Raw genomic sequence first — 22,798 nt, forward strand, 5'->3', positions numbered from 1 at the left:
TCGATACCACAGTAGTATGGATGTGAGTTATTATAAAATCTCATTGAGCTTTCTCCTGTTGGTTTAGTCACCTTAAGCATACCGCTGATGCGGCTTGCTAGGGAGGAGGCTCAATGAGTATCAAGGCATTCAAACGGACAAAAAACAGTTGGTTGTTTTCACTCCGTTCAACATTTTAACCAACAATTTTTTGCCGCTTAATGTGGCGTTAGTGCTAATAGGTAAATGTATTGTCAATTTATGTAAAAAGGGAAGAAGACAACCAGCATATTACTTGGATTGCTAAAGGTGAGTGGGAGTTGCCATCTCAAATTCTAAACCTCGAAAAATGGTTAATTGAGAATGAAAGCAAATTGCCCCCATCTAACTATATTGCTGATATAGGATTTAGTATGCGGAACAACGCGTGTGGCGGCGGGGCTATTTTAAGTGTGCGAGCAATGGCAATAATGGCTAAGCTCGGAATTAAACTGTATTTATCAGAGTATCCAGATGATTAGTCAACACCGCAGCACTAACAAGACGCGTCACAAGGAAAACCACTCGCTGGCCTTCGGCCATTGCGCTCGCGTTTTCCTGTGCGCTTGGCGTTAATCCATAGAAATTTTAATCCTAAACTTACGAATTAGATTTGGAAACCTAGCTCGTTTCTGTCCAGAAATAAGTTAGAACATCTCTAAGTCAGTGGCCAGTATTCATTGACCACGACAGTGTCCGACAAGCTTCGCCTTTGTATAGTTGGAGCAGAGCTGGGAAATATTGAGGGTGTTGGCCAAAAACGGTTCACTGTTGGCAATATGCAGCAGGCTGTGGAATCCGCAGACGCCATATACAATTACTTCAGTGCGGTAGGTATACCCTTTCTCAAGAGGTATAGTGATCCAAATGAAGTTATTAATACACTAAGGGTGGGCGGCAAGGAGGCAATGTTAATTAGCCCAATTGTCAGCCTACACAAACAACAAATAGATTCTTTGGCGCAGTATTTTGACGCCAGCATGTAACAAGAGCATGTTGTCGGGCTGGTTTTCCGCTGCGCTCAAAACCAGCCGCAAATGCGGGCGTTACGTGCTAAGGATTCACAGTGTCATCTGAAGATTGGTACAGAAATGAAAGTTGGAACGCCTCTATCGAAGAGCATTTCTATTCGAAATTGAAGCGAACGAGAACGCAGCGAGATCAATATTTAGTAATCCAAGCTCTCACTTTGGCTGATACTTATCCAGAAGTATCACTTCGCTTGGTCAATGAATACTTCGAATCAAGAAAAGACCAATTTGATGACATTCGTGCGTTATTGGCAAAAGCAAACGCGTGTAAGACGCTAAACGATCTGGATGGGTGTATCTCTGCTTTCAAAGAAGTGCTTGGTAGGGAAAGAGAATTCCCAAACTACCAGACTGGGGTGTACCTTGATTATCCATATTTGGTGGCAACTCAAAAAATTGAAAACGAGTACGCCAATGCCGTCGATGTGCTTAATGAGCATGTTGATAGGCTTACGTTTCCTCTTGACTATTACAAGTGGCATGCTTCTAAAGCATTGATCAATAATGATGGTTCAGAAGCTCAAAAGGCGCTTGATGCGGCTAAAGTTAAGAGATCAGGGTTTCGCTTTCATCAAGATGTTGGCTTGGTGGGTAAAGAACATGAAAAAACAATCAAACATCTGTGCAAAATCAGCACGTAACAAATGGCTGCTTGGGACTGCATTACGCTGCGCTCCATGCAGCCCCAGAGCCAAGCGTTAGCATGAAATATGACTTGAGTGATTATGAATAACAACTTGGATGAACAAGAGCAATCTGTCGTAGATAATATTGAAAAATATGGATGTCATGTCATGTATATATTCGCAGAAGGAAATTTACCCAGTTTTACCTATTCAGTGGGTATTTTTGGTAAAACCAACGAGCCTGAAGTTTTGGTTATGGGGTTAAAGCGAGAAGTTGCACATGTACTCGTAAATGATTACAACGATATGGTTAGGGAAGGCAAGGTTTTCGAAACAGGAAAGCGTTATTCAGATTTTTTAGATGGCTATGATGTGAAATTTATAACTGTAGAAAAAGATCATTATAAAGAGCATTTTGGCTGGGATATTTGGTACTACGAAGGAAGTGCGTTTCCTGTATTGCAATTAGTATTTTCTGATAAATCTGGAACTTGGCCTTGGGATATAAATGCATCTGATGAATTTAAAGGCTATCAACCAGTGCTAGGTAAATGCTAACAAGCGCCTCATGTTCGCCGCAAAAAGCGCGGCAGGGACAATTACTCGCTGCAACTTCGTTGCAAAACACTCATAATCGCCCCATAGGCGAGCGTTATGCGGTTAAAGCATGAAAACTCATACTATAGACTCAACTTATAGACAGTTTTATATCGCCGATGCTGGCTTAGATCCTGATGCTCCTGAAGATTGGAGTGATCAACACGTGCTTCAGCGATACAACGCCCTAACCAATATTGTTGCTCTGTGTCCTGAAGGAGATATAACTGCAAGAGTGAAGCCTTTTGCTCCAGGAGAAACATACCAGAGTGAACAGGAACCTGACTTTGAGGTGAGAACTCAAATAACTATTTTGAGTGGGCGGCTAGGTGTTTTTGGTTGGCCAAGAGAGGCGCTTGAAGAGTATTGTGTGCAGCCCGGTAAGTACTTGATTTATTTCCGAGGTTACAATCTTTGCCAAGTTAACGAAGAACGTGATTTTTACACAGTGGAGTTCGAGCATGCCGCATAACAAGGCCCAGCAATTCGCAGCCTTTGGCTGCCGGACTCGCTACGCTCGCCGCTGTGGGCGGCGTTAATCCATAGAAATTTTAATCCTAAACTTACGAATTAGATTTGGAAACCTAGCTCGTTTCTGTCCAGAAATAATTTAGGCAGGGTCTAATGTAGTGGGTCAGTCTTCATTGACCACTCTATATTGTAATAAAAGTACATGGAAAAGTTGTAGTTCTAGAAGTTTCCATAATTTGTCAGTTTATGGTTATATTTTATGTCAAGATATGGTTATGAATTTTAGCTAAGTAATTGAAAGTAGCTTATTGCTTATGTCATTGCTTGCAGCGACATTGACGCCGTGAGATTTCCCCTCAAAAGCCTGTTTAATACCTAAAAATGTCGATATGACGTGAGGTAATTCAGTTTTAGTAATTTGAATGGAGATTTTTTCTGCCCAGTTATATTGCCTTGGGCCGACTGAAATTGCCGCTTCTATCATAACCGTTTCCCATTCAGAAGAGCGCGTTAACGATGGTTTTAACTCGATAGCGGCTTTCTTGCCATGACATTTCAGACTAAAGAACGTATTAAATGCCCCGCTATATCGTGGCTTATTAAAATCGGTATAAGTAGGTTCTTGAGGTTGATTATGAGTCCTTGCTGAATAAGGTGGGCTTTGTAAATTGCCAGATGAACGCTGTTCAAAATGTTCTGTTGAGTAGATGCTATTTGAATTATACATATTGACTCCTTTTTGCCTTTACTACATTTTTACCCCGTTTTTCAAACCCGCAACTCAACTATTTTCGAAAAAACTAATTAGCGAGTCCCAAACGGGACCTGAACCAGCTCAGACTTAAAAATTTAGTCAGTAGAATAATCTGTGGAATATTCTGGCTCGGAGAATGAGAATGAACGGATTAGTGAAATGTTTTGTATTGATAGTAATGCTTGGGGTTATCCCTATGAGTTATGCATCTAGCAATACGAATACGTTATTACCTGAAATAAAAGCGTTAGCACTAGACAAATTGGTTCTAGATCGAAAAGATAAACCTGTCACTGTACTTGAGACGCCTGTTATCACAGATGCAAGCGGAAAGGTCGCGCAAGGATTAACAAAAGTGAAGGTCTCACTGGCGAGTGATGCGGTAACTAGCCTAATCATTCTCGGAAAATCGCTAAAGCCTGGGCAATCAATGACCATTGTCCAAGATTTAACTGCAACGGGCGGTGTGTTAAAGATTCCGTTTTATCCTGAAACATCAAATATTGCTGGCATTAGTCATTATTCTTTAGATATTCCCAACATTACTGCTGAGATATGCCCTGATTCATATTCACTTAATTCCGCGACTAACTCTTGCCAAAAAGTGAACACTACAAGTCTGTTGTATACCTGCCCTGGAGATAATTGGACTTACTCTGGAGATGTCTCAAAGTGTATAAAGCAAACAGAAATTCCAAAAACGACCTGTCCGGTGGGATTTGACTCTAACGGTGATGGTACTTGTACTAAAACTGAATACGAAGCTACGGTTGCCAAATGTTCTGCAGGTTTTGCTTATTCTGAAACCAATGAACGTTGTGAAAAAACATTAGTCGCCATAGCAGATAAGATATGTTCAGACCCGAGCTACACATATGAGGTAGCGACGAATGATTGTAGAAAAACAATCACTCAATCAGTAAATTACGATTGCTTTTTAGGGTTTTCGTATAATTCAACATTAAAAATATGTGAAAGAACGTTATCAACAGATGCTACCCCCATTTGTACTACTGGCTATTCTTACTCAACAACGAATAAGCGGTGTGAAAAAACCGTTGCGCAGACTGCAACTAAAACGTGTACCTCAGGTTTTACCTACTCAGTAGCAAATAATCGATGTGAAAAAGCACTAACAACCACTGCTGATCCAGTTTGTACTTCTGGTTATACTTATTCAGCAGCTAATTCACGTTGTGAACAAACGTTAATCCAAACGGCAAGCAAGGTGTGTGCAAGTGGTTATACCTACTCGTCTGCCAACAATCGTTGTGAGAAAACCACGACGTTATCGGCGACGCCAGTGTGCTCAAGTGGCTACTCGTATTCTTCAGCTAATTCTCGTTGTGAGAAAACGGTTATCCAAGCGGCAAGCAAAGTCTGTACGAGTGGTTATATCTACTCTTCAACCAATAATCGCTGTGAGAAAACCCTATCTCAAACTGCAAGTAAGGTATGTACGAGCGGTTATACCTACTCTTCAACCAATAATCGCTGTGAGAAAATCCTAACTCAAACGGCAAGCAAGGTGTGTGCGAGTGGTTATACCTATTCGTCTGCCAATAATCGCTGTGAGAAAACCACGACGTTATCTGCAACGCCTGTCTGTTCTAGTGGCTACACGTATTCATCAGCCAATGCTCGTTGTGAAAAAACGTTAACCCAAACTGCTAGTAAAGTGTGTGCGAGTGGTTATACCTATTCTTCAATCAATAACCGCTGTGAGAAATCCACGACGTTATCTGCAACGCCTGTCTGCTCTAGTGGCTACACGTATTCATCAGCCAATGCTCGTTGTGAAAAAACGTTAACCCAAACTGCTAGTAAGGTGTGTGCGAGTGGTTATACCTATTCGTCTGCCAACAATCGCTGTGAGAAAACCACGACGTTACCGGCAACGCCTGTGTGTTCAAGTGGCACTTATAACTCGGCAACTAATACGTGTAGTGCGACGGTGAATGTTGCAGCGACAAGCCAATGCCCAAGTGGGTATAGTTATGTTTCCGCGCTAAACTCATGTAATAAGGTCGTAACCACAACACCATATTTAAGCTGTCCTTCGGGGGCGGCCCCAGATTGGGATTCTGATTTATATTTATGGTACTGTGGAGACACTTGGGTTACAGCATCTTCATCACAAACTTGTCCTGTTGGCGCGGTAACAAATACCAAACTTGCAGATGGTCCGACCCGGCCTAAAGTTACTTGCCGTGTTACCCAATATGCATCACCTTCACTCGCTTGCCCAAGTGGATATACAATATCTGGCGCAAATTGTACAGGGCAAACAAGTTCTCCAGTCAGCAGTTACAGTTGCCCAAGTGGTTATAGTTTATCAGGCTCAACTTGTAGCTTATTACAAGCACAAGCCTTTAGTTATAGCTGCCCTAGTGGTTATAGCTTGTCAGGCTCAACGTGTAGCCGGCTCCAAACAGGCAGTAATACATTAAGCTGCCCAAGTGGTTATAGTCTAAGTGGTTCTACTTGTAGTTTATTGCAAGTACAGGCCTTTAGTTATAGCTGTCCAAGTGGTTATAGTCTAAGTGGCTCAACGTGTAGTCGGCTCCAAACAGCCAGTAATACATTAAGTTGCCCAAGTGGTTATAGTTTATCAGGCTCAACGTGTAGTTTATTTCAAATGCAAGCCTTTAATTATAGCTGTCCAAGTGGTTATAGTCTAAGTGGCTCAACGTGTAGTTTATTACAAGCACAAGCCTTTAGTTATAGCTGTCCAAGTGGTTATAGCTTGTCAGGCTCAACGTGTAGTTTGTTGCAAGTACAAGCCTTTAGTTATAACTGTCCAAGTGGCTATACCTTAAGTGGCTCTACGTGTAGTCAACTTCAAAACACAAACAATACATGGAGCTGTCCAGGAGGGTATACCCTAAGTGGTTCAGCGTGTAGCTTGTTACAAGCGCAAGCCTTTAATTATAGCTGTCCTAGTGGTTATAGCTTATCAGGCTCAACTTGCAGTAAATTAATTAACACTAGTAATTCGTGGTCTTGCGATAGCGGTTGGACGTTATCAGGTTTAACGTGCCATTCAACAGATGCGTTGGAATTTTCCTATACATGCCCAATAGATTATGTGAATCATAATGATGGTAGCTGTACGCAACTGCAAAATACAGCTAATACTTGGAATTGTCCCACAAATTATGCGAACAGCAATGATGGTTCGTGTTCGTGGTATCAAACCGCTTTAAATTCATTATCATGTTCAGATCCTACCTACACAGCATATTCAAATGATGAAACGTGTAAAAAGGTATTAACAGATACATATATTTATAATTGTACCGACTCCTCGTATTCTCTTTCCGGTTCTAGTTGTTCGTTACTATTAACAGAACAGGAAGAATGGATTTGTGACGATAATTCATTTGGAAAAATTTCTGAAACTCAATGTAAAAAAGAAACTGATGCAAATTTGGCGGGCTCTTGCCCAATTGGGTTTGTGGCATCACCAGACGGTAAATCTTGTGAATACTCAGATACTACACCACTCATAAATAGTTGTTCTGCATCCTTTACGTTAAAAGGGGGCGAGTGTGTGAAAGATGTTTATTTTGCGCCTATTTGCTCAACTTCATTTGTCGATTCTTCATGTTCTTGTGATTCAGGAATGACGCTGAATCCAACAACATATCAATGTGAAGGCATTGAAAAAAAGGCCATATTAGTGAGTTGCCCGGTTGGGTATTATGCTCAAAATGGACAATGTGAGTATCATAAAACAGTTGATGTTGTTTATGATTTTTGTCCATTGGGTATGATGGCTCAAAATGGCGTGTGCGTATTAACAGAAGAGATATCAACGACATTAACGTGTAATGCTCCATACACATTACAAGGGTCAGAATGCAAATACATCGATACTAAACCAACAGGCTATGTGCTTGGCGTAGACTCAGTGTCTTATGACGGTGGCATTAACACTGAGATATCCGCAATAACATTGGGTACTAAGAAATTTGATGCCATTGTTAGTGAAATTTCAGAAATAGCTGTCGATGATATTACGGGATGTCGATTGGTGACGTCAGAGGAACTAGCTAAAGGCGAGATAAAAAAAGGAGATATTCCTTGTTTTGTTAAATGGACTGCATTGCCTGAAGGGATTACTGGTATAAACGATAAAGTTTCAGGGATATTCCAACAATCTGGTACTCAATCATTAGAGTATTCATTGTTTGGTTTTAATGGCAATGCAATAACAGAATTTGAAATATCAAAAGGAAAAATTGATTTAACAGTCAATGAGCCGCCTAAACCTGCTATCGACGATGTAACGACTAGGTTAATGAGTCAAGTCTCTAGTGGCTTTGAAATGTACAACTACAGTAAAGATAGTCAATTAAGTTATACAACCGTACTGGTCAAACCAAGAACATACATTCAAAAGGTGACCATTGATGATATCGGAACATGTTATGTATCAGTTGGCGCGTCGTCTTGTACAATTTATAGCAGCGTGGCATTTACGAAAGACTTAGCTCATCTTCAATTTGACAGTAACTATAAAATTATAGCGAACAGTAAAATTGGTGGTTGGGATGAAGCCAATTTAATCACTGAAGATTGGGTTATTCATCATGACTTTCGGGGACCGAATATCGCGTTTACTAGTTTCAATCCAATATTAGCCAATGATCCTGTCGTTAATTCGGATTTAGGCTTTACTGTAGCGATTGCGGGTGGGCAGGGTGCCGTTGGAGTCAGTAACTTCCGATCTGAATTAGTGAATACCGATACTTGGTGGAAACCTTCACGCGTAGAATTAGTTTTTACGGCTAAAGAGGGCACTCAAAGTGTCAGTACCATTATGGTTGATGGTAACGAAATTACGTTTGATATTCCCAATAGCACTGCTGATTCAAAAAAAATCACTAATATCTCGGTTATCAGTGAGAGTTTTGCGAGTGCTTATCCATTTGAAATGACGTCTTTGACTCCCGGTGAGTACAATGTTCAAGTTATTGCGAAAGACACTTACAACAATGAAACGATAGAAACCTACAATAACGTTGTTGTGGCCAGACCGATACCGCAAATAAAGGTGATGCATAAAGGACGATCTATCGAGCAACTTTCAAGTGCTCAAACTGTCAATATGTTAGATGATTTAACGATCGTTGCTCACAATGGTGTAGTGGGTGAGTCGAAAATAACGAGCATTAAAATCGATGGTCGAGAAGTAATAACAACAAACAATGATACCTATTTCAAAAAACTTACTGGTGAGGGCTTTGATCTTGAAGCTAACTCATCATATGTTCTGGAAGTAGAGGCAGAAGATAAAGAGGGGCATGTTGCCTCGCTATCTTTACCCTTTAATTATTTACAAATGACCTTTGGCATAAACCATAAACCAGTGACTGTCATTCAAAAAGTGGAAGATGTCGCGCTTACTGTTAATCGTACTCGCGGGATCAGATGTGATTTGTATGGAACGAAAGCTGCTGCCGCATTAGCATCAAATGACAATAATTATGCTTGTTATATTGAGTGGTCAACTTTACCTCCCGGGTTAACGCCCTCTGTCGCCACATATCAGTCTAAATTATCTGGAGCCGTCACAGAGTTAGGAATGAACACTGTCACATATAATGCCTATATTGTGAATAAGTCAGGCCGGGCGGCTAAGGTGGGTAGCGAAACCGTAACTTTTGAAGCGATTGAGCCATTGCCATTGGAAATAGCATTAGACGACAAACTGAAATTAAGCGAGGGAGTTTATAGCGTTTCAATCAATGACACTTTGTTAGGTCGATACAGAGGTCAATCTAGCCGAGCTCATGTTGATGTTCGTTTAAGTAATGAATTTGGAGATGAGAAGCTTTATAAACACAACCAATTACCGTTTGGTGAAACTCAAACATTTTCTGCTTATGCGGAACGGTTGGGTGATGCGGTGTTGTGGGATAAGACACAGTACACATTAAAGGCAAATTATCGGTTGGCTCCTGAATTAACTGCTGAACAAAAGTTTGACTTAATTGTTACGCCTCACCCATACATGCAGGTCTTAATGGACTTAGATAGTCCCCAATATACGTCAATAGACACGATAAATGCGACGATCTCATTAGGTCTACGTAATAATATGACGGGGTTGTTTGAGTACGATCAAACAACAATGGGAACCGGTTGGGATGTATATCTTGCGTTTAAAAAAGGGAATACATTCGAACCTATAACCGAATCAACTTCAATAGACTCCACAGGAAAAGGCTTAATAACGCTAGACGCCAATATTATATTTGAGCGTAATCTCGCTATTTATGCCATAGCTAAAGCCCAATCGCCATATCCAGATATAGCTATTGAGAGGGTATCAATACCTAGAAGCATTACTGTGGTAAAAGGTTCGGCTGTAGATGGCAAAGTTGTATCGAGGTTGGTTCAATCAAGAGTGCCGGCTAACTTTGATATTCGTTTTGATACGGATTCATATGATGATTTCAGGGTGTTGGGTGATATTGAATGGCAAAAGCAAGATTCATCAGGAAACTGGCTGGCTGAGCCAAGCTTTGATAACAAGCAATATATATCCATTAAATCAACAAGTCCTGAAACAATTAAAATCCGAGCGTTAGTGACTAATAAAGAAACGTTGGTTCAAACCCATTCAGACGAAGTCACATTGATTAGTTACGATGTTCCTACGCTTAAGATAGATGGTGCTAGTCAAGCTATATCAGGACAAGATGTCCTATTATCAGCGCTCGATAATGGTGAAACACCACCATCGGATGCCATTGTGGAATGGTCCCTTGATAACGGTGAAACATGGGAAGCTGGTGGATTGACATACGATATGGTCGTGGGAGAAAGCGCCCTGAAAATTAAAGGTCGTATGAAATATGCGAACACGTCAGTCGATATTAAAGCGGGTCAATGGAGTGAGGCGACCAAGTATATTTCGGTCACTAAACCAAAAGCCTTGATTGTCAATGTTGTGAAGCCCAATCTTGTTGAAGTGGGTACTGAGATCGAACTGAGTTTGCAAGTCGCTAACCAATTTGCAGCAACAGGGGTGCCAGTACTTTCTGAATGGATAATGCCAGATGGAAGTACTATTTCGAATGAATCAACTATCAAGTATTTAGTGAAAGAAGAAGATTTAGATAATTCGAATAGACTGAATCTGAAAGCTAGAGCGTGGCTAGAGGGATATAAAGACGTCACATTAGGCGAATCAAATGTAGTAATGAATTCATTTAGTTATTCGTTCCCAACAGATGATCAGTTAAGTCTGTCAATAAACAATAACGTTAAGTTCGTACCATCAACAGGGTTCGCAGTCTTAAACATTCCTTATATCAATGCTCCAGGAGTGAAGTTCTCTTATGATTGGATGTTTGATCAAGAAGCAATTGAAAAAACGTCTGGGTTTGGTAAATCTATGAACTTCAGAGTGTTAAAGGCCGGAGTACATAAAATCACATTGGCTTTTTCAGATAACCGAGGAAACTTTACTTATATAGATGGTTTTGTCGATGCAATAGAACCTGAACCATTGGAATTCAAAGTGACTGAAGTTTTCTCAAACAGATATATGAGATCGCCATTAACCATATCACTGTACCCAAGTGTTAAAACAAGTCACCCATATGACTTCATGAAAGAATTTGTATGGACAATTAATGGTGATACTGGAGAGCCTTCAAGTCGTGCTATTGGTGTTTTTGATGACCTTGAACCGGGCCATTATGACGTTGAATTAAACGTAACATCGAATTTTGGTCAACAAGGCAAACATGTAATGTCATTTGATGTTAAACAAAACCAAGCGCCTGTATGTGAACCTGTAGTAAGAGAGCAATACGGTACTCATATTGTTGATGCAAACTGCAAAGATAGTGACGGTACTATTAGTTATTATCGCTGGGTTGTTAATGGCACTATTTTCAGTCCATATGGTGCACAAGTTCGATTTAGTGAAAATGATTTCCCATCAGCCACGATCGTAATTGAAGCCGTAGATGATGCGGGAGCAAAAGGAATCGGAAACGCCAGTTTTTAGATAAAAGTAAAAAAACCAAAAACCGTCAATATTTCTTAAATATTTGGCGGTTTTTTTATTTCAGTGTCCCAAACGGCACCTGAGTTGACATGGTTAGAAATTTTTATGTTTTAAAATATTGTTATTCAAGATTATTCATGAAGGAATAAAAAGTTGAGACATGCTCTGATTAGTTTCTCTCTTATTGCTGCTGCCATATTGCTTATAGCATCAAAATTTACATTGGCTGTTCCAAGTCAAGATTACTCTTGTTTATATGCGAGTTATTTCCTAGTTGATAAGCAAGCGGTAAATATTCAGCGAGAACGCTTAGTTGCATTTAAGTTGCCAAGAAATACGCCCTACTTTGCAAAAGGTACACGCTGGATTAAAAAATTGGTGGGAATGCCCGGTGACCATATTGTCGTCAATATTGATGCCGTTTTAGTAAACGGCAAGGCCTATAAAAACAATATGAATCTACTTCTAATGAAAATTGATGCAACCGAAGCCGAAGTGACCAAAGAGTTTTATTTAGCAGATGATCAATATTTTTTAATTGGTGAAACCCCGTTGTCATATGATTCGCGATTTTGGGGAACGATACAAAGAAGCGACATGATTGGAGATGCATATGCAATGTTATAGAAAATTCTTGTGGCTAGTATTAGTTCTCGTAAGTGGTATGGCCAATGCGAACCAGATAGTTGAAAAACCTATTACTACTGAGAAAGCATTAAAAATGGCTGAAGATAAAGGATGGTTAGATGGCTTGAATCTGTCTGGTGAAAACCAATCATCTTCGAAAGACGTGGAGCAATTTCTAACGAATGCCCAAGCTCAGATCAAAGACATCACAGATGATTCGTTAACCGTAACAACTCCACTTGCTAAGCCGACATCAGTGACCTTTATGTTCGTCAGTTTATCCATGCCCCGAGCCTCGTTAATAGATGCTTTTAAGAATGCCGCAAAATCAAAAACCACGGTATACATTAACGGTATGTTTGAAAACGATAAAAATATCTTAGATACCATGGCTCGACTGCAAGCAATGACACAAGACATGGTGTTAAAACCTACCGTAAAATTTGGTCCTTCATGGTTCAAGATGTACCAAATACACCGAGTACCAGCGTTGGTTTATGACAATAGTAAGAAACAAATAAAAATGATGGGTATGACTCAAATGCCTTTTTTCAATGAGAAAGTGGCCACTGTAACAACAAGTACAGATTTTGGGGCGTATGGGGCAACGTTTCCAGTCAAAGAAATATCGTTAATTGAACAAATAAAACAACGAATGAGCGAGCTGGATTGGGAAGCAAAGAAGCAAGCAGCTACTAAAAATTATTGGAAGAAACGCCCTACATTTAATTTAAGCTTGGCGGCTGAAAATCACACTTATTACATCGATCCTACCGTGACCATTCAACGTGATGTCGTCAATCGCGCAGGCGTCGTGCTTGCTAAAGCGGGAACAAAGTTTAATCCATTAGCTCAAATGCCAGGCGCATATCTAGGTCTTTATATCGTAGATCCATCAGATAGCTTACAGCTAGCTTGGTTAGATAAGCATCTTAATTCGTTTGATTATCGGGACCAAATTATTGTCACTCGACTTGACGAAGTAAAAGGGTGGGACCAACTCTCTGACCTCAGAAAGCGGTATAAGCGGGATATTTTTCTCCTTGAAAAAGAGTTGATCACCAAGTTTGCACTTAAATCTGTGCCATCGGTTGTCTGCATGGAGAAGAACTACATCAAAGTCAGCGAATTTAACGTGAGAAAATAATATGAAACTAATTACATTAGGGTTAGGTGTCGTTGCTGGCATTTATTTGAGCTTAGAGTACCCCGACGTTGCAATGCAAGTATTAAACAGTTTTATAGATTTTATTAATTGGTTGTCTTTCTATGTCGCATCGATGTTGAGAGGAATTTAACAATGAAAAAATTCTTCATTACCATCTTAACTATTATGACTGTAATGTTTAGTGCCACTTCAAATGCGGCTACCACTGACAACATATGTAAAGATGCCGAAATCTGGACCAAGATAATAGACCAAATCTGTTGGAGTTGTTTTACAGAGGGTTTTTCGTTAATGGGGGTAGGGAAAAAGCCCGATGGGGCAAGCGATAACAATCCATTTTGTATGTGTAACGACAATATCGGCGTGCCCTATGCCGGAACCAAATTGTCGTACTTTGCGCCGATGAGACTGATTGAAACTGTAAAGTTGCCATGGTGCACTCCCACTTTAGGGGGGATAACACTGCAAGATGATTTTGTCGGGATGGGAACGGTAAAAGCAAAAAAAGGCTCTGGGTTTTGGCATAGCCATTATTTTGCATTTCCACTAATGGAAATGTTGGAAATTTTATATATTGATTGTCACCAAGATGGCTATATTGATTTAGATTTAATGTATCTATCCGAAGTTGACCCAACCTGGAATAACGATTTACTCGCCTTATTATTGTCACCAGAAGCAATTTTGTTTGCTACGCCATTGGCACAACCATGGTGTGCGAGTGATTGCGCGTTAATTTCTGCAGATTCGGCACCAGAATCGACGTTTGGGTGTGCTGGGTGTGATGGTCATTTATATCCATTCACGGGCAACATTAAAGGTCAAACTGATAATGTCGCGCAAACCAGTTTAATTGCTCAACGTATGATTAGTTCACTTCATCGTAAAGGGTTATCCAAAAAAACGATGGGGGATGCCAATGTCTGTGAGGCTCATGTGGCTCCATTTACCCCAAGATCACAGTATAAATTCAGTATGGTTTACCCGAGAGCCGAAGCTGATGCGCAAACCGATACGGGCAGTTGTTGTCACCCAATGGGCCAGTCCACAAATTTATGGTGTTTACCCGTCGGTGGGAGAATGAGGCCTGGATTTGAGGATGCGGTTTACATGCTTTGGCAATTCAAAGAATGTTGCCTGACATTAGGAAGTGGGGATTAGCAATCAATGATTACTCAACGTTTATTTAAACTCGTGTGTGTGTATTTCTCATCTATTTGTATGCTGGGTGGAGGGTTGCATTGGGCGTTTTTCTTTACGATATCCGCTCAGGTTGTGTCGTTCGATGTATATGCCTTGGATGATCTGAAAGACAAGTTAGATGCAAAGTTTCAACTAGACACGCCGAAAAACGTTGATGGTACTGATATCTATCAGAAGATTATTGAGAATAAAGATAAAGGGCCAATATCGACTCATGATATTGAGGCTGAAATTTTGAGTAGACCTGCAGGTGCCGGCACGACTGTTGATACTTCACAATACGATGACATAGATTTTCATAGAGAATTTGAGAAGTACATGGGAGAGGGATTAGCGGGCGATACGCCTACAGCACCAACCATGACTAATGGCAATATAGATGTTGAATATTATGAAAAATCAGGTGTGACATTGACCCGCGATGACGATGGCAATCTGATTGTCAATGAGGTGCCTGAATCTGAAAGAGGAACTAAAATAAACGGCATTAAAAGTAGTGAGGCATTCACCAATCAGCAACAACGCTCAGATGAATCATTTAATGCACCAAGTAATTACGGGGATGAAGACGCGTATATCGATGACTTGAAGGTGCAATATGACAACACATCAGATGGTAAAACGGTTAGTTCTGAGGCCTATAGAGCCATTATAAAGAGTAATGTTGATAATCCCGCGCCGAAAATTCAAAGTAATGCTTATTATTTTAACGAAACGAATAACGCCATTAGTGATGCTAAAAATGGGGAAGGTATTTGGTCACAATCATGTGTAGATGAAACGACAACTGAAACAGAGCAAAGACAAATTCCAGTGTGGGAACCAAAAGTATGCCAAAGACCTAATCATCAAAATAAAAACTTTTGCGAAGTAACGCGAGTGTTAGAGAAACAATCTGACTTAGTTAAAGTGGGGTTTAGGGCGCAATTTGCATACTCATGGGGTAACAATTTAAGCGTGTCAGTTAATTTTGCTGACGGCACATCTCAACCAATCTCACCATCAGACCCTGAAATGTCATCAGGGACAGTAGAATATGCGGCAGAAATTGGACAAGTCGATTATTCATTTTTTTGTGGTGCAACATCCTCTCACGTTAGATTCATTGAAGCATCTAATTGGGCTCAATCCCCATTAGGACAAAAGCGAGACGACTCTATTGAGACAGAAATTATTCAAGCCCCAAGTTGTGCCAACGGGCTAGTGGGTATCTTTAACGTTAGAGATACAAGAACAGAGGGTAAAGATGAATATGATTTGACCGGAGATTTCTCTTTTGAAATTCAAACTTCAGATTATAAGGAGGTTTATACAGAGTTCCCTGCAGGTTGTGCATCAAGTGTTGGATGGAAACCTGGCCCATATCCATGCGAAGGAGATAATTGTTATGACTCGGGTTATGAGAAAAATAACTTCTGTACATTTGATGAGTGGGAAATCGTTGATCAAGGTGTGAGTGATTATCCTCAGTGGGTAATTGAAAATCTTAAACAATTATATCCAAACGACCCAAACCCAGCTGCTTTATACGGTGGCGATAAAGACTTCGAAAATCAATATCATGTCGCCTCGTGGAAAATTAACGCCAAAAATTACAGTTGTGACCCACTAAAAGGTAATGATTATTGTGTTCAGGTATTAAATCCAGTGACGGAAGAAGTTGAAGAAAAATGCTATAACTATCAGGAGTTTAAAGCCTTAGATGGCTCATGCGCTCAATATGAGACTAACGACCGTTGTGAAAAAACTGCGGAAAGCTGCGGTGAAGGATGGTATGACGAAGTAAATGATATTTGTTATATGTATACAGATAATTATCGCTGTGATGTATCAAAGCCATTTGACGTGACCAAAACCACTACGACAAACGTGTGTGCTGGAATGCTCCCGTGTATGGGAAATGATTGTGCTTATGGTGAAGAAGAAACCAGTGATGATTTTGAAAAAGCCGTATTAATGGCCTCAATTGCACAAAATGTTGATGATGATGCTACCTGTGCATCAGAAGACCCTGATACGTGTGAAATATTTCCCGGAGAGCGAGAATATTGCTCATGGGAATTATCTGGCATGGGCAACAATTGCTGTGAATCGCCATCAGGCATCAATTACTTAGAAATGGCGGCAATGGGATACAAGATGATGCAAAGCGAGACATTCAAAAATGTTTCGTCCTCATTATCAGGTGGGGTAACAGATCAAATTGGTGGGCTCTATACCGATTTCACTTCAATGCTGGTGGACGGTTGGAATTCTGGTGCAACAGCGGTTGTTGACTTTGCCAGTTCGGTAATGGGTGACCCTGAAGTGATGCAAGGCGTAGCAGACTCGTTGCAAATTGGCGCTTCTGAAGCAGCGAAGAAAGGTGCGATAGATGGGTTAATGCACGAAATGGAACAACAGGTATTTACATTTTTGAATGATTTATTACCTGATGCTCTTGCTAAGATGATGTTTCAAGAGGTGACTTCAGAGACTGCGAAGGAGTTAGGTGCTCAAGTTGGTGATACCGTATTGAGCGATGGTGCAGCACAAGTCATGAGTATCCTCAGCTTTGTTGGCATGCTTTATACTATTTATAATATGGTTAAATTATTAGCTAATCTGCTTACTCAATGCGATGAAAATGAACAAGATATGGGGGTCAAATTAGCCCAAAAGCAATGCTTTGCCGTTGGTGAAGCTTATTGTGCGAAAAAAGTGCTAGGAGTGTGTTATCTGCGTCGTCAAGATTGGTGTTGTTATTCTTCCATGTTGTCCCGAATTGTTGCAGACCAAGGGTCGAAGCAGCTAGGCAAAGACATGTCAACTTGCCCTGGATTTACCATACCTGAATTTGGTCAAATCGACTTTGATCAATTGGACTTATCTGAGTGGTTATCTACTATGTATGAAGCTGATATTCTATCTACTTCTGGCTATGATATAGATCGATTAACTGGCACCGGCCGAATGTTTGGTAATACAAAGTGTGAAGGTAGTGATGACCCAGATTGTACCGAAACGGAAAGAAAGAACGCCGAAGAAAGAGCGAGCGAGCAATTTACGGATGATGTAAGCGACACAACTAATCAGTTAAAAGAGACGTTTGACCCTGAACAGATAGATTGCTCTATCTATCCAAGGCCAATGATTTGTGACATTAGAGAATAAGGGGCTTTTTACTAAAAATAGTTATCTACTTTGAAATTAACTTTTCTTAAGTTATTAATAGACATGAAACTTTCAACTTGGTTACTAGGTTTTATAAAAAGATATGCTTTTCCATTATGAGTTACAAATGGAAATGTGCTTTCGAAGCCCTTTGGGTAAAAGGTGTAATATTCAGTTGATGAATAAAAGTCATAAAATTGTCCTGTAGACATTTTAGAAAGACCAATTACGGCGAATAATCCTTTTTTACCATCAGGTGTAGAAGTGCTTATGTTGAGTAATTGTTTCTCGGCATAACCACCAAATACACATTCATCATCATTAGATTTATCTCCAATAGCCTTCAGATATGTTGAGCAAGGTTCGCCTTTGAAGTAAAAATATTTATAGTTATTTGTTTTATTCACTTTAGTTTTTAAAAATGATAATTCAAAATTATTTAAAATAGTATTTTTTATATCTAAATCTACTTTCTCAAACACTCTATTTATTTCGCTTTTAGAAGTGTCGCTAATCGGCATATATGCAATACCGTACACACGATTCAACGGGGCGTCAGCCGTGTTAGTTCCAAGCATACTGAGCAATCCACCACCGAGGCCACCGCCAAATGCAGCACCAATAATGCCATCAGCGGCATAATCTAAAGTGCCGGGAGTCGTGTCGCTATTTTTAGGCGCATCGGTATCGCGTAAACCATTATGAAATCCTAAACTGCCATCAACAACATTCATAGCAAAACTCATATTGGAGTCATAAACAAAATCATCATTGCTCTGAGCCGTGTAGGGGTCGGTAGAAGCACAACCAATCATCATGCTTGTTAACATACCGAGAACTAATAGTTTTTTGTTTAACGCATTCATTAGGTTAAGTCCTTATCTTTATTTGTTATGTATAGCTTAACACCAGTTAGAAATGGGGCAACCATGACAATCACAGTCTACACAATTGGCAATTCCCAGTATTGAAGAATATTTTTGAAGCAATATTAATAAAATACCAAAAAAAATCTACGAAAATCGATTTAAAAGTCCGAATGAGTCTCTGAACCTAAAAGAAATGAAAATGTTGTCTGATATTATTGCATCACATTCACTAATATTTAGGGTAAAGCTGTGAGTTTAAGTGTTGAGCAAGCTGGCGTTATTGCGAGTCAAGATAATCATAACCTTGTTCTTGCCCTGCCAGGGGCAGGCAAAACACACACAATGATTTCATTCATAAGTAACCTTGTTCAAAATCCTGCCAATAAAGTTATTGCTTTAACATTCACACAAGCAGCCGCCGCAGAGATGAAGGCTAGGGTGGGTAAATTGGTTCGAGGGCAAAAGCGAAAACAAGTATTTGTATCGACATTCCACTCATTAATATGGAGCCAAACGAAAAAGCATCCAAGTTTTAGTGGCCGGAAGTTGTTAACTGGAGCCAGTGCAAAAAGGGTATCGGATTTTATTATTGAAGAATACAGAAGATTATTGAGTATAGGCGAAGATGTCTATGTCAATGTTTATGAAACGCATGATAAGCATGGCAATGAATATGTCGAGCCCAAATTAAAAGCCAAAAAACTAAAGTTTAAAACGATCAGCAACTTGTTATTGAAAGAGTTAAGTGTAACCCCATTCCATGACACGATAAGTTTTGATTTTGAAGATGAGTTTCCAAAAGGCATTGAGCATTTCTATACCTACTACTTGAATAAACTTGCGGCGTTAAAATATTGGCCGATGGATATTATGTGTGTGGAGATAACAAAAGCATTGTTAGTTGGGGATATTGAGCCCATAGATAGCACACAAATTATTGTAGATGAATTTCAAGATACAGATTTAGTGCAATACTCTTGGGTTAAGTGTCATGGGCTTGGTGGCGCAATGATTACCTGTGTGGGTGATGATGATCAATCAATCTACAGCTTCAGAGGGGCCCTTGGAGTGGCGGGAATGCGAATGTTCCAAGATGATTTTAACGTCAAATTTCATACGTTAAGCATGTGCTACCGATGTGGTAGTGAGATATTAACTTCAGCCGGTGCCGTTGTTGCGCAAAACAAAGACCGCATTGATAAAGAAATGAATTCAGGATCGACAGATGAGGGCGAAGTGTTTTTCCATGGTGTTCAAGATTTGGACGAAGAGCATGAAGGCATTTTAGACATGATAAATGAGAATGAAGATGAATCAGTTGCTGTGCTTGCTAGAACAAATGGGGAGCTTGACGTATTAGAAGCGTATTTAAAAAGTGAGAATGGTATTGACTGCACCCGATTAAATAGTAAATCGATCTGGGAAAGTGATAATCTCAAAGTGTTGTTGAACTTTTTTTGTTCAATTATACAGTTAAATACCACAGCCCATTTAATTCCAAGCTTGGTTTATTTGAGAGAATCCCAAGAACAAATCGTTCAGATCAATCAATCACTAGATGGCTTAGGCTTTGGTCACTGCAATACTCACGAGTGGTCGTTGCAACCAATAACGATTAGTTTTCATCAAAAGTGTCAACAGTATTGGCACCTATCTACATGTACCGATGAAGAAGAAATTCGGATGTTTATTCATGATGTTTGTAATACATTAGGTGATTACTTGGGGAAAGGTATCCAAGACTTTAAATTGACTTTTATTGAAATTTTGCATGGTATTAATAGGGAACAGTTGGTCGATAAACTACAATGGATAGAGGACCAGACTAATCAAAAAAGTAAAAAAAAGGCAAGTTCTGAACTTCCTGTACTCACCACCTTTCACGGCTCAAAAGGCTTAGAGTGGGATGTAGTTTGGTTGAAGGGATTGGATGAAGGAAACATTCCTCATAAAATGCCTGGGACTATTATGAACGAGGAAACAATTGAAGAAGAGCGGCGTTTGCTTTATGTGGCGATGTCCCGAGCGAAAACAAAATTGTATCTTTCATGGTTGGGTACGCCCTCAAGATTTTTAACTAATGCTTTTGACGTTGAGAATTTTATATAATAAATTGTGATCAAAAGCATTGCAGCATTAAAGCAAATGTAGTAAATTTTTATCCGTTATCTATAAAGTAGATTACAAAAATAACATGATGTAAAACATCATAAAATATTGAGCCTTGCTCATATCAATCCCAATGAAATATCGATGTAATATACATCTCCCCATTTTTGTAATTTTTAATTAATTATGAAAATAATCCCAAATTAACAACCAAAGTTTGCCTCTAAGACCTCGCTTTGTATTAGGTCGGTGCAGGTGGTTTTTGCTTGTTGATTTTTCTAGTTTCCTCAATCGTTTATCCTCATTTTTTTAATTTTTACCTAAATAGGTAGACCTTAAAGATTTTAGTAAACGCATGTCAGCTCACCATGGGAAACCCGAGCGGTTAGTTATTTTTCGAAGTAATTAATGTCAAATGTGTAAATTTTCCTAGAAAACATTACGCATTTTCCTAAACAACCCCCTAACTAACAACCCCACCCCTTAAGGGAACAAATATCCCTTTTGGATCATTGTGTTCTCTTAATTTAACCGTCCGGAGGACACATTTATGTCAAAATCTACTTCAAGCGATATGATAAACCCTGATTCAGAAATTACTAAAGTAACTCAGATTCAGTTTTTTATTCTCATGACTAGATTCGAACTAAGCAAGTTACGACATAAACTAAGAAACTTACGATTTGACTGCTACCCCACCTCTCGTTCGCGCTTCGCGCATAACTCGCCAGACAAGCTGGAAAGGAAGGGGATTCCCAATTCAACGAAACCTGCCGGAGTGCATTAGATGCAAACAGGACTGACAGTCTCTCCAAGGGCTGACACCGCTAGACCCGCGGCCAAAATATTCCGCGCCGCGTTAATGTCGCGGTCGTGGCTTGTTTTGCACTCGGGGCATTCCCAAGTACGGATATTGAGCGGCAATTTCTTCATCACATATCCGCAGCAATTGCAGCGTTTGCTCGATGGATACCATTTGTCGATGCCGACCAATGTACGACCTGACCAAAGCGCTTTGTATTCCAGTTGGCGTACAAATTCCGACCAACCTGCATCACTGATGGACTTGGACAAGTGTCGATTTTTGACCATGTTTTTTACGGCTAGCGTCTCAACAGCGATAACTTGGTTTTTGTTAATCAACTGAGTTGAGAGCTTGTGCAGAAAGTCTTTGCGACTATCTGTAATGGCGGCGTGGACTTTGGCGACTTTCAGCTTGGCTTTGCCGCGATTTTTAGAGCCTTTCTGCTTCTTGGCTAAACGGCGCTGCAACTTAGCCAGTTTCGCTTCGTATTTGCGGTACGTGTTGGGCGCTGCAATTTTCTCGCCAGTCGAGAGGATTGCGAAATGCGTTAGTCCTAAATCAATGCCGACCTTGCCCGTTACTTCGGGCTTGGCCTGTACACCATCGTCACACAGGAGTGAGACAAAGTACCGTCCAGCCTTATCTTTCGACACGGTAACAGTGGTGGGCTTGGCGGCCTTAGGAATTAGGCGTGACCAAACGATGTTCAGCGGCTCGCTCATTCGCGCTAATTTCAGCGTCGTGCCATCCCACTTAAACGCGCTGGCGGTGTATTCCGCTGCTTGCTTGTCGTCCTTGCGTTTGAAGTTGGGGTATGCAGCACGTTTGGCAAAGAAGTTGCTAAACGAGGTTTGCAAGTGGCGTAACGCTTGCTGTACAGGGACACTGCTCACTTCGTTCAACCAAACAAATTCAGGTTGTTTTTTCAGCAAAGTGAGTGCGGCTGATGTTTCGTGATAGCCGACGCGCCTTTGTTCTTTGTACCAAGCGTCAGTACGCAAACGCAGCATGTGGTTATAGGCAAAACGCGCACAGCCGAACGTCTGAGCAAGGATGGTTTCTTGTTCAGGTGATGGGTAAAACCGAAATCGGTAAGCGCGTTTAATGTCCATACACGGATTATATACTTTGTGTGAAACCAATCAAAGAGAATCGCAATGCAAGGTCAACAACAAGGCCGCTTCGCTGCCGCCCCTTTCACTCCCCGCCCTGAAGGGCGGGGAGTGAAAGGGGCAAATCTGATAAAATAAAAATTTTTTAAACCTATATCGTTAATTTAATAATTTACTCACCCAATGGGACACATTTAATCCCTTGGGATAAGTGTGTTCATCTTTA

Annotated in this window: 15 protein-coding genes; 12 read left to right on the plus strand and 3 right to left on the minus strand. The window is 40.3% G+C overall.

Features of this window, described 5'->3' with window-relative positions:
* The first annotated feature begins 230 nt into the window (after nucleotides 1–230).
* The 5 genes from H5185_RS11690 to H5185_RS11710 all read left to right on the plus strand — a co-directional run bounded on the left by H5185_RS11690 (nucleotide 231) and on the right by H5185_RS11710 (nucleotide 2,744).
* Nucleotides 231–500, plus strand: coding sequence for a hypothetical protein (locus H5185_RS11690; protein ID WP_124017031.1), 270 nt, complete (start codon nucleotides 231–233; stop codon nucleotides 498–500).
* 210 nt (nucleotides 501–710) lie between these two features.
* Nucleotides 711–1,004 (plus strand): hypothetical protein, encoded by a 294-nt coding sequence (locus H5185_RS11695; RefSeq protein ID WP_182742153.1) that lies wholly within the window; start codon nucleotides 711–713, stop codon nucleotides 1,002–1,004.
* Nucleotides 1,005–1,084: 80 nt separating this feature from the next.
* The gene (locus tag H5185_RS11700; RefSeq protein WP_182742154.1) at nucleotides 1,085–1,690 is read left to right on the plus strand and encodes a hypothetical protein; all 606 of its coding nucleotides are present in this window, start codon (nucleotides 1,085–1,087) and stop codon (nucleotides 1,688–1,690) included.
* 84 nt (nucleotides 1,691–1,774) lie between these two features.
* Complete coding sequence (locus tag H5185_RS11705; protein WP_182742155.1) at nucleotides 1,775–2,233, plus strand: DUF4262 domain-containing protein; 459 nt, start codon at nucleotides 1,775–1,777, stop codon at nucleotides 2,231–2,233.
* Nucleotides 2,234–2,342: 109 nt separating this feature from the next.
* Nucleotides 2,343–2,744 carry a hypothetical protein gene (locus H5185_RS11710; RefSeq protein WP_182742156.1) on the plus strand — a complete coding sequence of 134 codons (402 nt, stop codon included), beginning with the start codon at nucleotides 2,343–2,345 and terminating at the stop codon, nucleotides 2,742–2,744.
* 285 nt (nucleotides 2,745–3,029) lie between these two features.
* On the opposite strand, the gene H5185_RS11715 is transcribed toward H5185_RS11710, so the two are convergent.
* Nucleotides 3,030–3,470, minus strand: a complete 441-nt coding sequence (locus tag H5185_RS11715) for a hypothetical protein (RefSeq protein ID WP_182742157.1) — start codon at nucleotides 3,468–3,470, stop codon at nucleotides 3,030–3,032.
* 169 nt (nucleotides 3,471–3,639) lie between these two features.
* On the opposite strand from H5185_RS11715, the gene H5185_RS11720 reads away from it, so the two are divergent.
* From H5185_RS11720 to traN, 6 genes are all read left to right on the plus strand, one after another.
* Nucleotides 3,640–11,526, plus strand: a complete 7,887-nt coding sequence (locus H5185_RS11720; RefSeq protein WP_182742158.1) for an Ig-like domain-containing protein — start codon at nucleotides 3,640–3,642, stop codon at nucleotides 11,524–11,526.
* A gap of 153 nt (nucleotides 11,527–11,679) precedes the next feature.
* Nucleotides 11,680–12,153, plus strand: coding sequence for a signal peptidase I (lepB, locus tag H5185_RS11725; RefSeq protein WP_182742159.1), 474 nt, complete (start codon nucleotides 11,680–11,682; stop codon nucleotides 12,151–12,153).
* Nucleotides 12,140–13,300, plus strand: coding sequence for a TrbC family F-type conjugative pilus assembly protein (locus H5185_RS11730; protein ID WP_182742160.1), 1,161 nt, complete (start codon nucleotides 12,140–12,142; stop codon nucleotides 13,298–13,300). The genes lepB and H5185_RS11730 overlap by 14 nt, the downstream gene beginning before the upstream one ends.
* 1 nt (nucleotide 13,301) lies before the next feature.
* Nucleotides 13,302–13,451 carry a hypothetical protein gene (locus H5185_RS11735; RefSeq protein WP_182742161.1) on the plus strand — a complete coding sequence of 50 codons (150 nt, stop codon included), beginning with the start codon at nucleotides 13,302–13,304 and terminating at the stop codon, nucleotides 13,449–13,451.
* A gap of 2 nt (nucleotides 13,452–13,453) precedes the next feature.
* Nucleotides 13,454–14,482 (plus strand): TraU family protein, encoded by a 1,029-nt coding sequence (locus tag H5185_RS11740; protein ID WP_182742162.1) that lies wholly within the window; start codon nucleotides 13,454–13,456, stop codon nucleotides 14,480–14,482.
* A 6-nt stretch (nucleotides 14,483–14,488) separates the two neighbouring features.
* Complete coding sequence (gene traN / locus H5185_RS11745; RefSeq protein WP_182742163.1) at nucleotides 14,489–17,677, plus strand: conjugal transfer protein TraN; 3,189 nt, start codon at nucleotides 14,489–14,491, stop codon at nucleotides 17,675–17,677.
* 11 nt (nucleotides 17,678–17,688) lie between these two features.
* Here traN and H5185_RS11750 read toward each other — a convergent pair whose 3' ends face one another.
* Nucleotides 17,689–18,543, minus strand: coding sequence for a hypothetical protein (locus H5185_RS11750; RefSeq protein WP_182742164.1), 855 nt, complete (start codon nucleotides 18,541–18,543; stop codon nucleotides 17,689–17,691).
* Nucleotides 18,544–18,795: 252 nt separating this feature from the next.
* On the opposite strand from H5185_RS11750, the gene H5185_RS23285 reads away from it, so the two are divergent.
* Nucleotides 18,796–20,655, plus strand: a complete 1,860-nt coding sequence (locus tag H5185_RS23285; RefSeq protein WP_182742165.1) for an ATP-dependent helicase — start codon at nucleotides 18,796–18,798, stop codon at nucleotides 20,653–20,655.
* 783 nt (nucleotides 20,656–21,438) lie between these two features.
* Here H5185_RS23285 and H5185_RS11760 read toward each other — a convergent pair.
* Entirely contained in the window at nucleotides 21,439–22,572 is a 1,134-nt protein-coding gene (locus H5185_RS11760) for an RNA-guided endonuclease TnpB family protein (RefSeq protein ID WP_182742166.1), read from the minus strand.
* Nucleotides 22,573–22,798 lie beyond the last annotated feature (226 nt).

This window comes from Shewanella sp. SG44-6, from assembly GCF_014164185.1.
In the GTDB taxonomy this organism is placed as follows: Bacteria; Pseudomonadota; Gammaproteobacteria; order Enterobacterales; family Shewanellaceae; genus Shewanella; species Shewanella vesiculosa.

Bases quoted from the DNA above. Each gene is read 5' to 3' on its own strand.
- H5185_RS11705 (WP_182742155.1), top strand. From the start codon at position 1,775: ATGAATAACAACTTGGATGAACAAGAGCAATCTGTCGTAGATAATATT.
- H5185_RS11710 (WP_182742156.1), top strand. From the start codon at position 2,343: ATGAAAACTCATACTATAGACTCAACTTATAGACAGTTTTATATCGCC.
- H5185_RS11715 (WP_182742157.1), bottom strand. From the start codon at position 3,470: ATGTATAATTCAAATAGCATCTACTCAACAGAACATTTTGAACAGCGT.
- H5185_RS11720 (WP_182742158.1), top strand. From the start codon at position 3,640: ATGAACGGATTAGTGAAATGTTTTGTATTGATAGTAATGCTTGGGGTT.
- H5185_RS11730 (WP_182742160.1), top strand. From the start codon at position 12,140: ATGCAATGTTATAGAAAATTCTTGTGGCTAGTATTAGTTCTCGTAAGT.
- H5185_RS11735 (WP_182742161.1), top strand. From the start codon at position 13,302: ATGAAACTAATTACATTAGGGTTAGGTGTCGTTGCTGGCATTTATTTG.
- H5185_RS11740 (WP_182742162.1), top strand. From the start codon at position 13,454: ATGAAAAAATTCTTCATTACCATCTTAACTATTATGACTGTAATGTTT.
- traN (WP_182742163.1), top strand. From the start codon at position 14,489: ATGATTACTCAACGTTTATTTAAACTCGTGTGTGTGTATTTCTCATCT.
- H5185_RS11750 (WP_182742164.1), bottom strand. From the start codon at position 18,543: ATGAATGCGTTAAACAAAAAACTATTAGTTCTCGGTATGTTAACAAGC.
- H5185_RS11760 (WP_182742166.1), bottom strand. From the start codon at position 22,572: ATGGACATTAAACGCGCTTACCGATTTCGGTTTTACCCATCACCTGAA.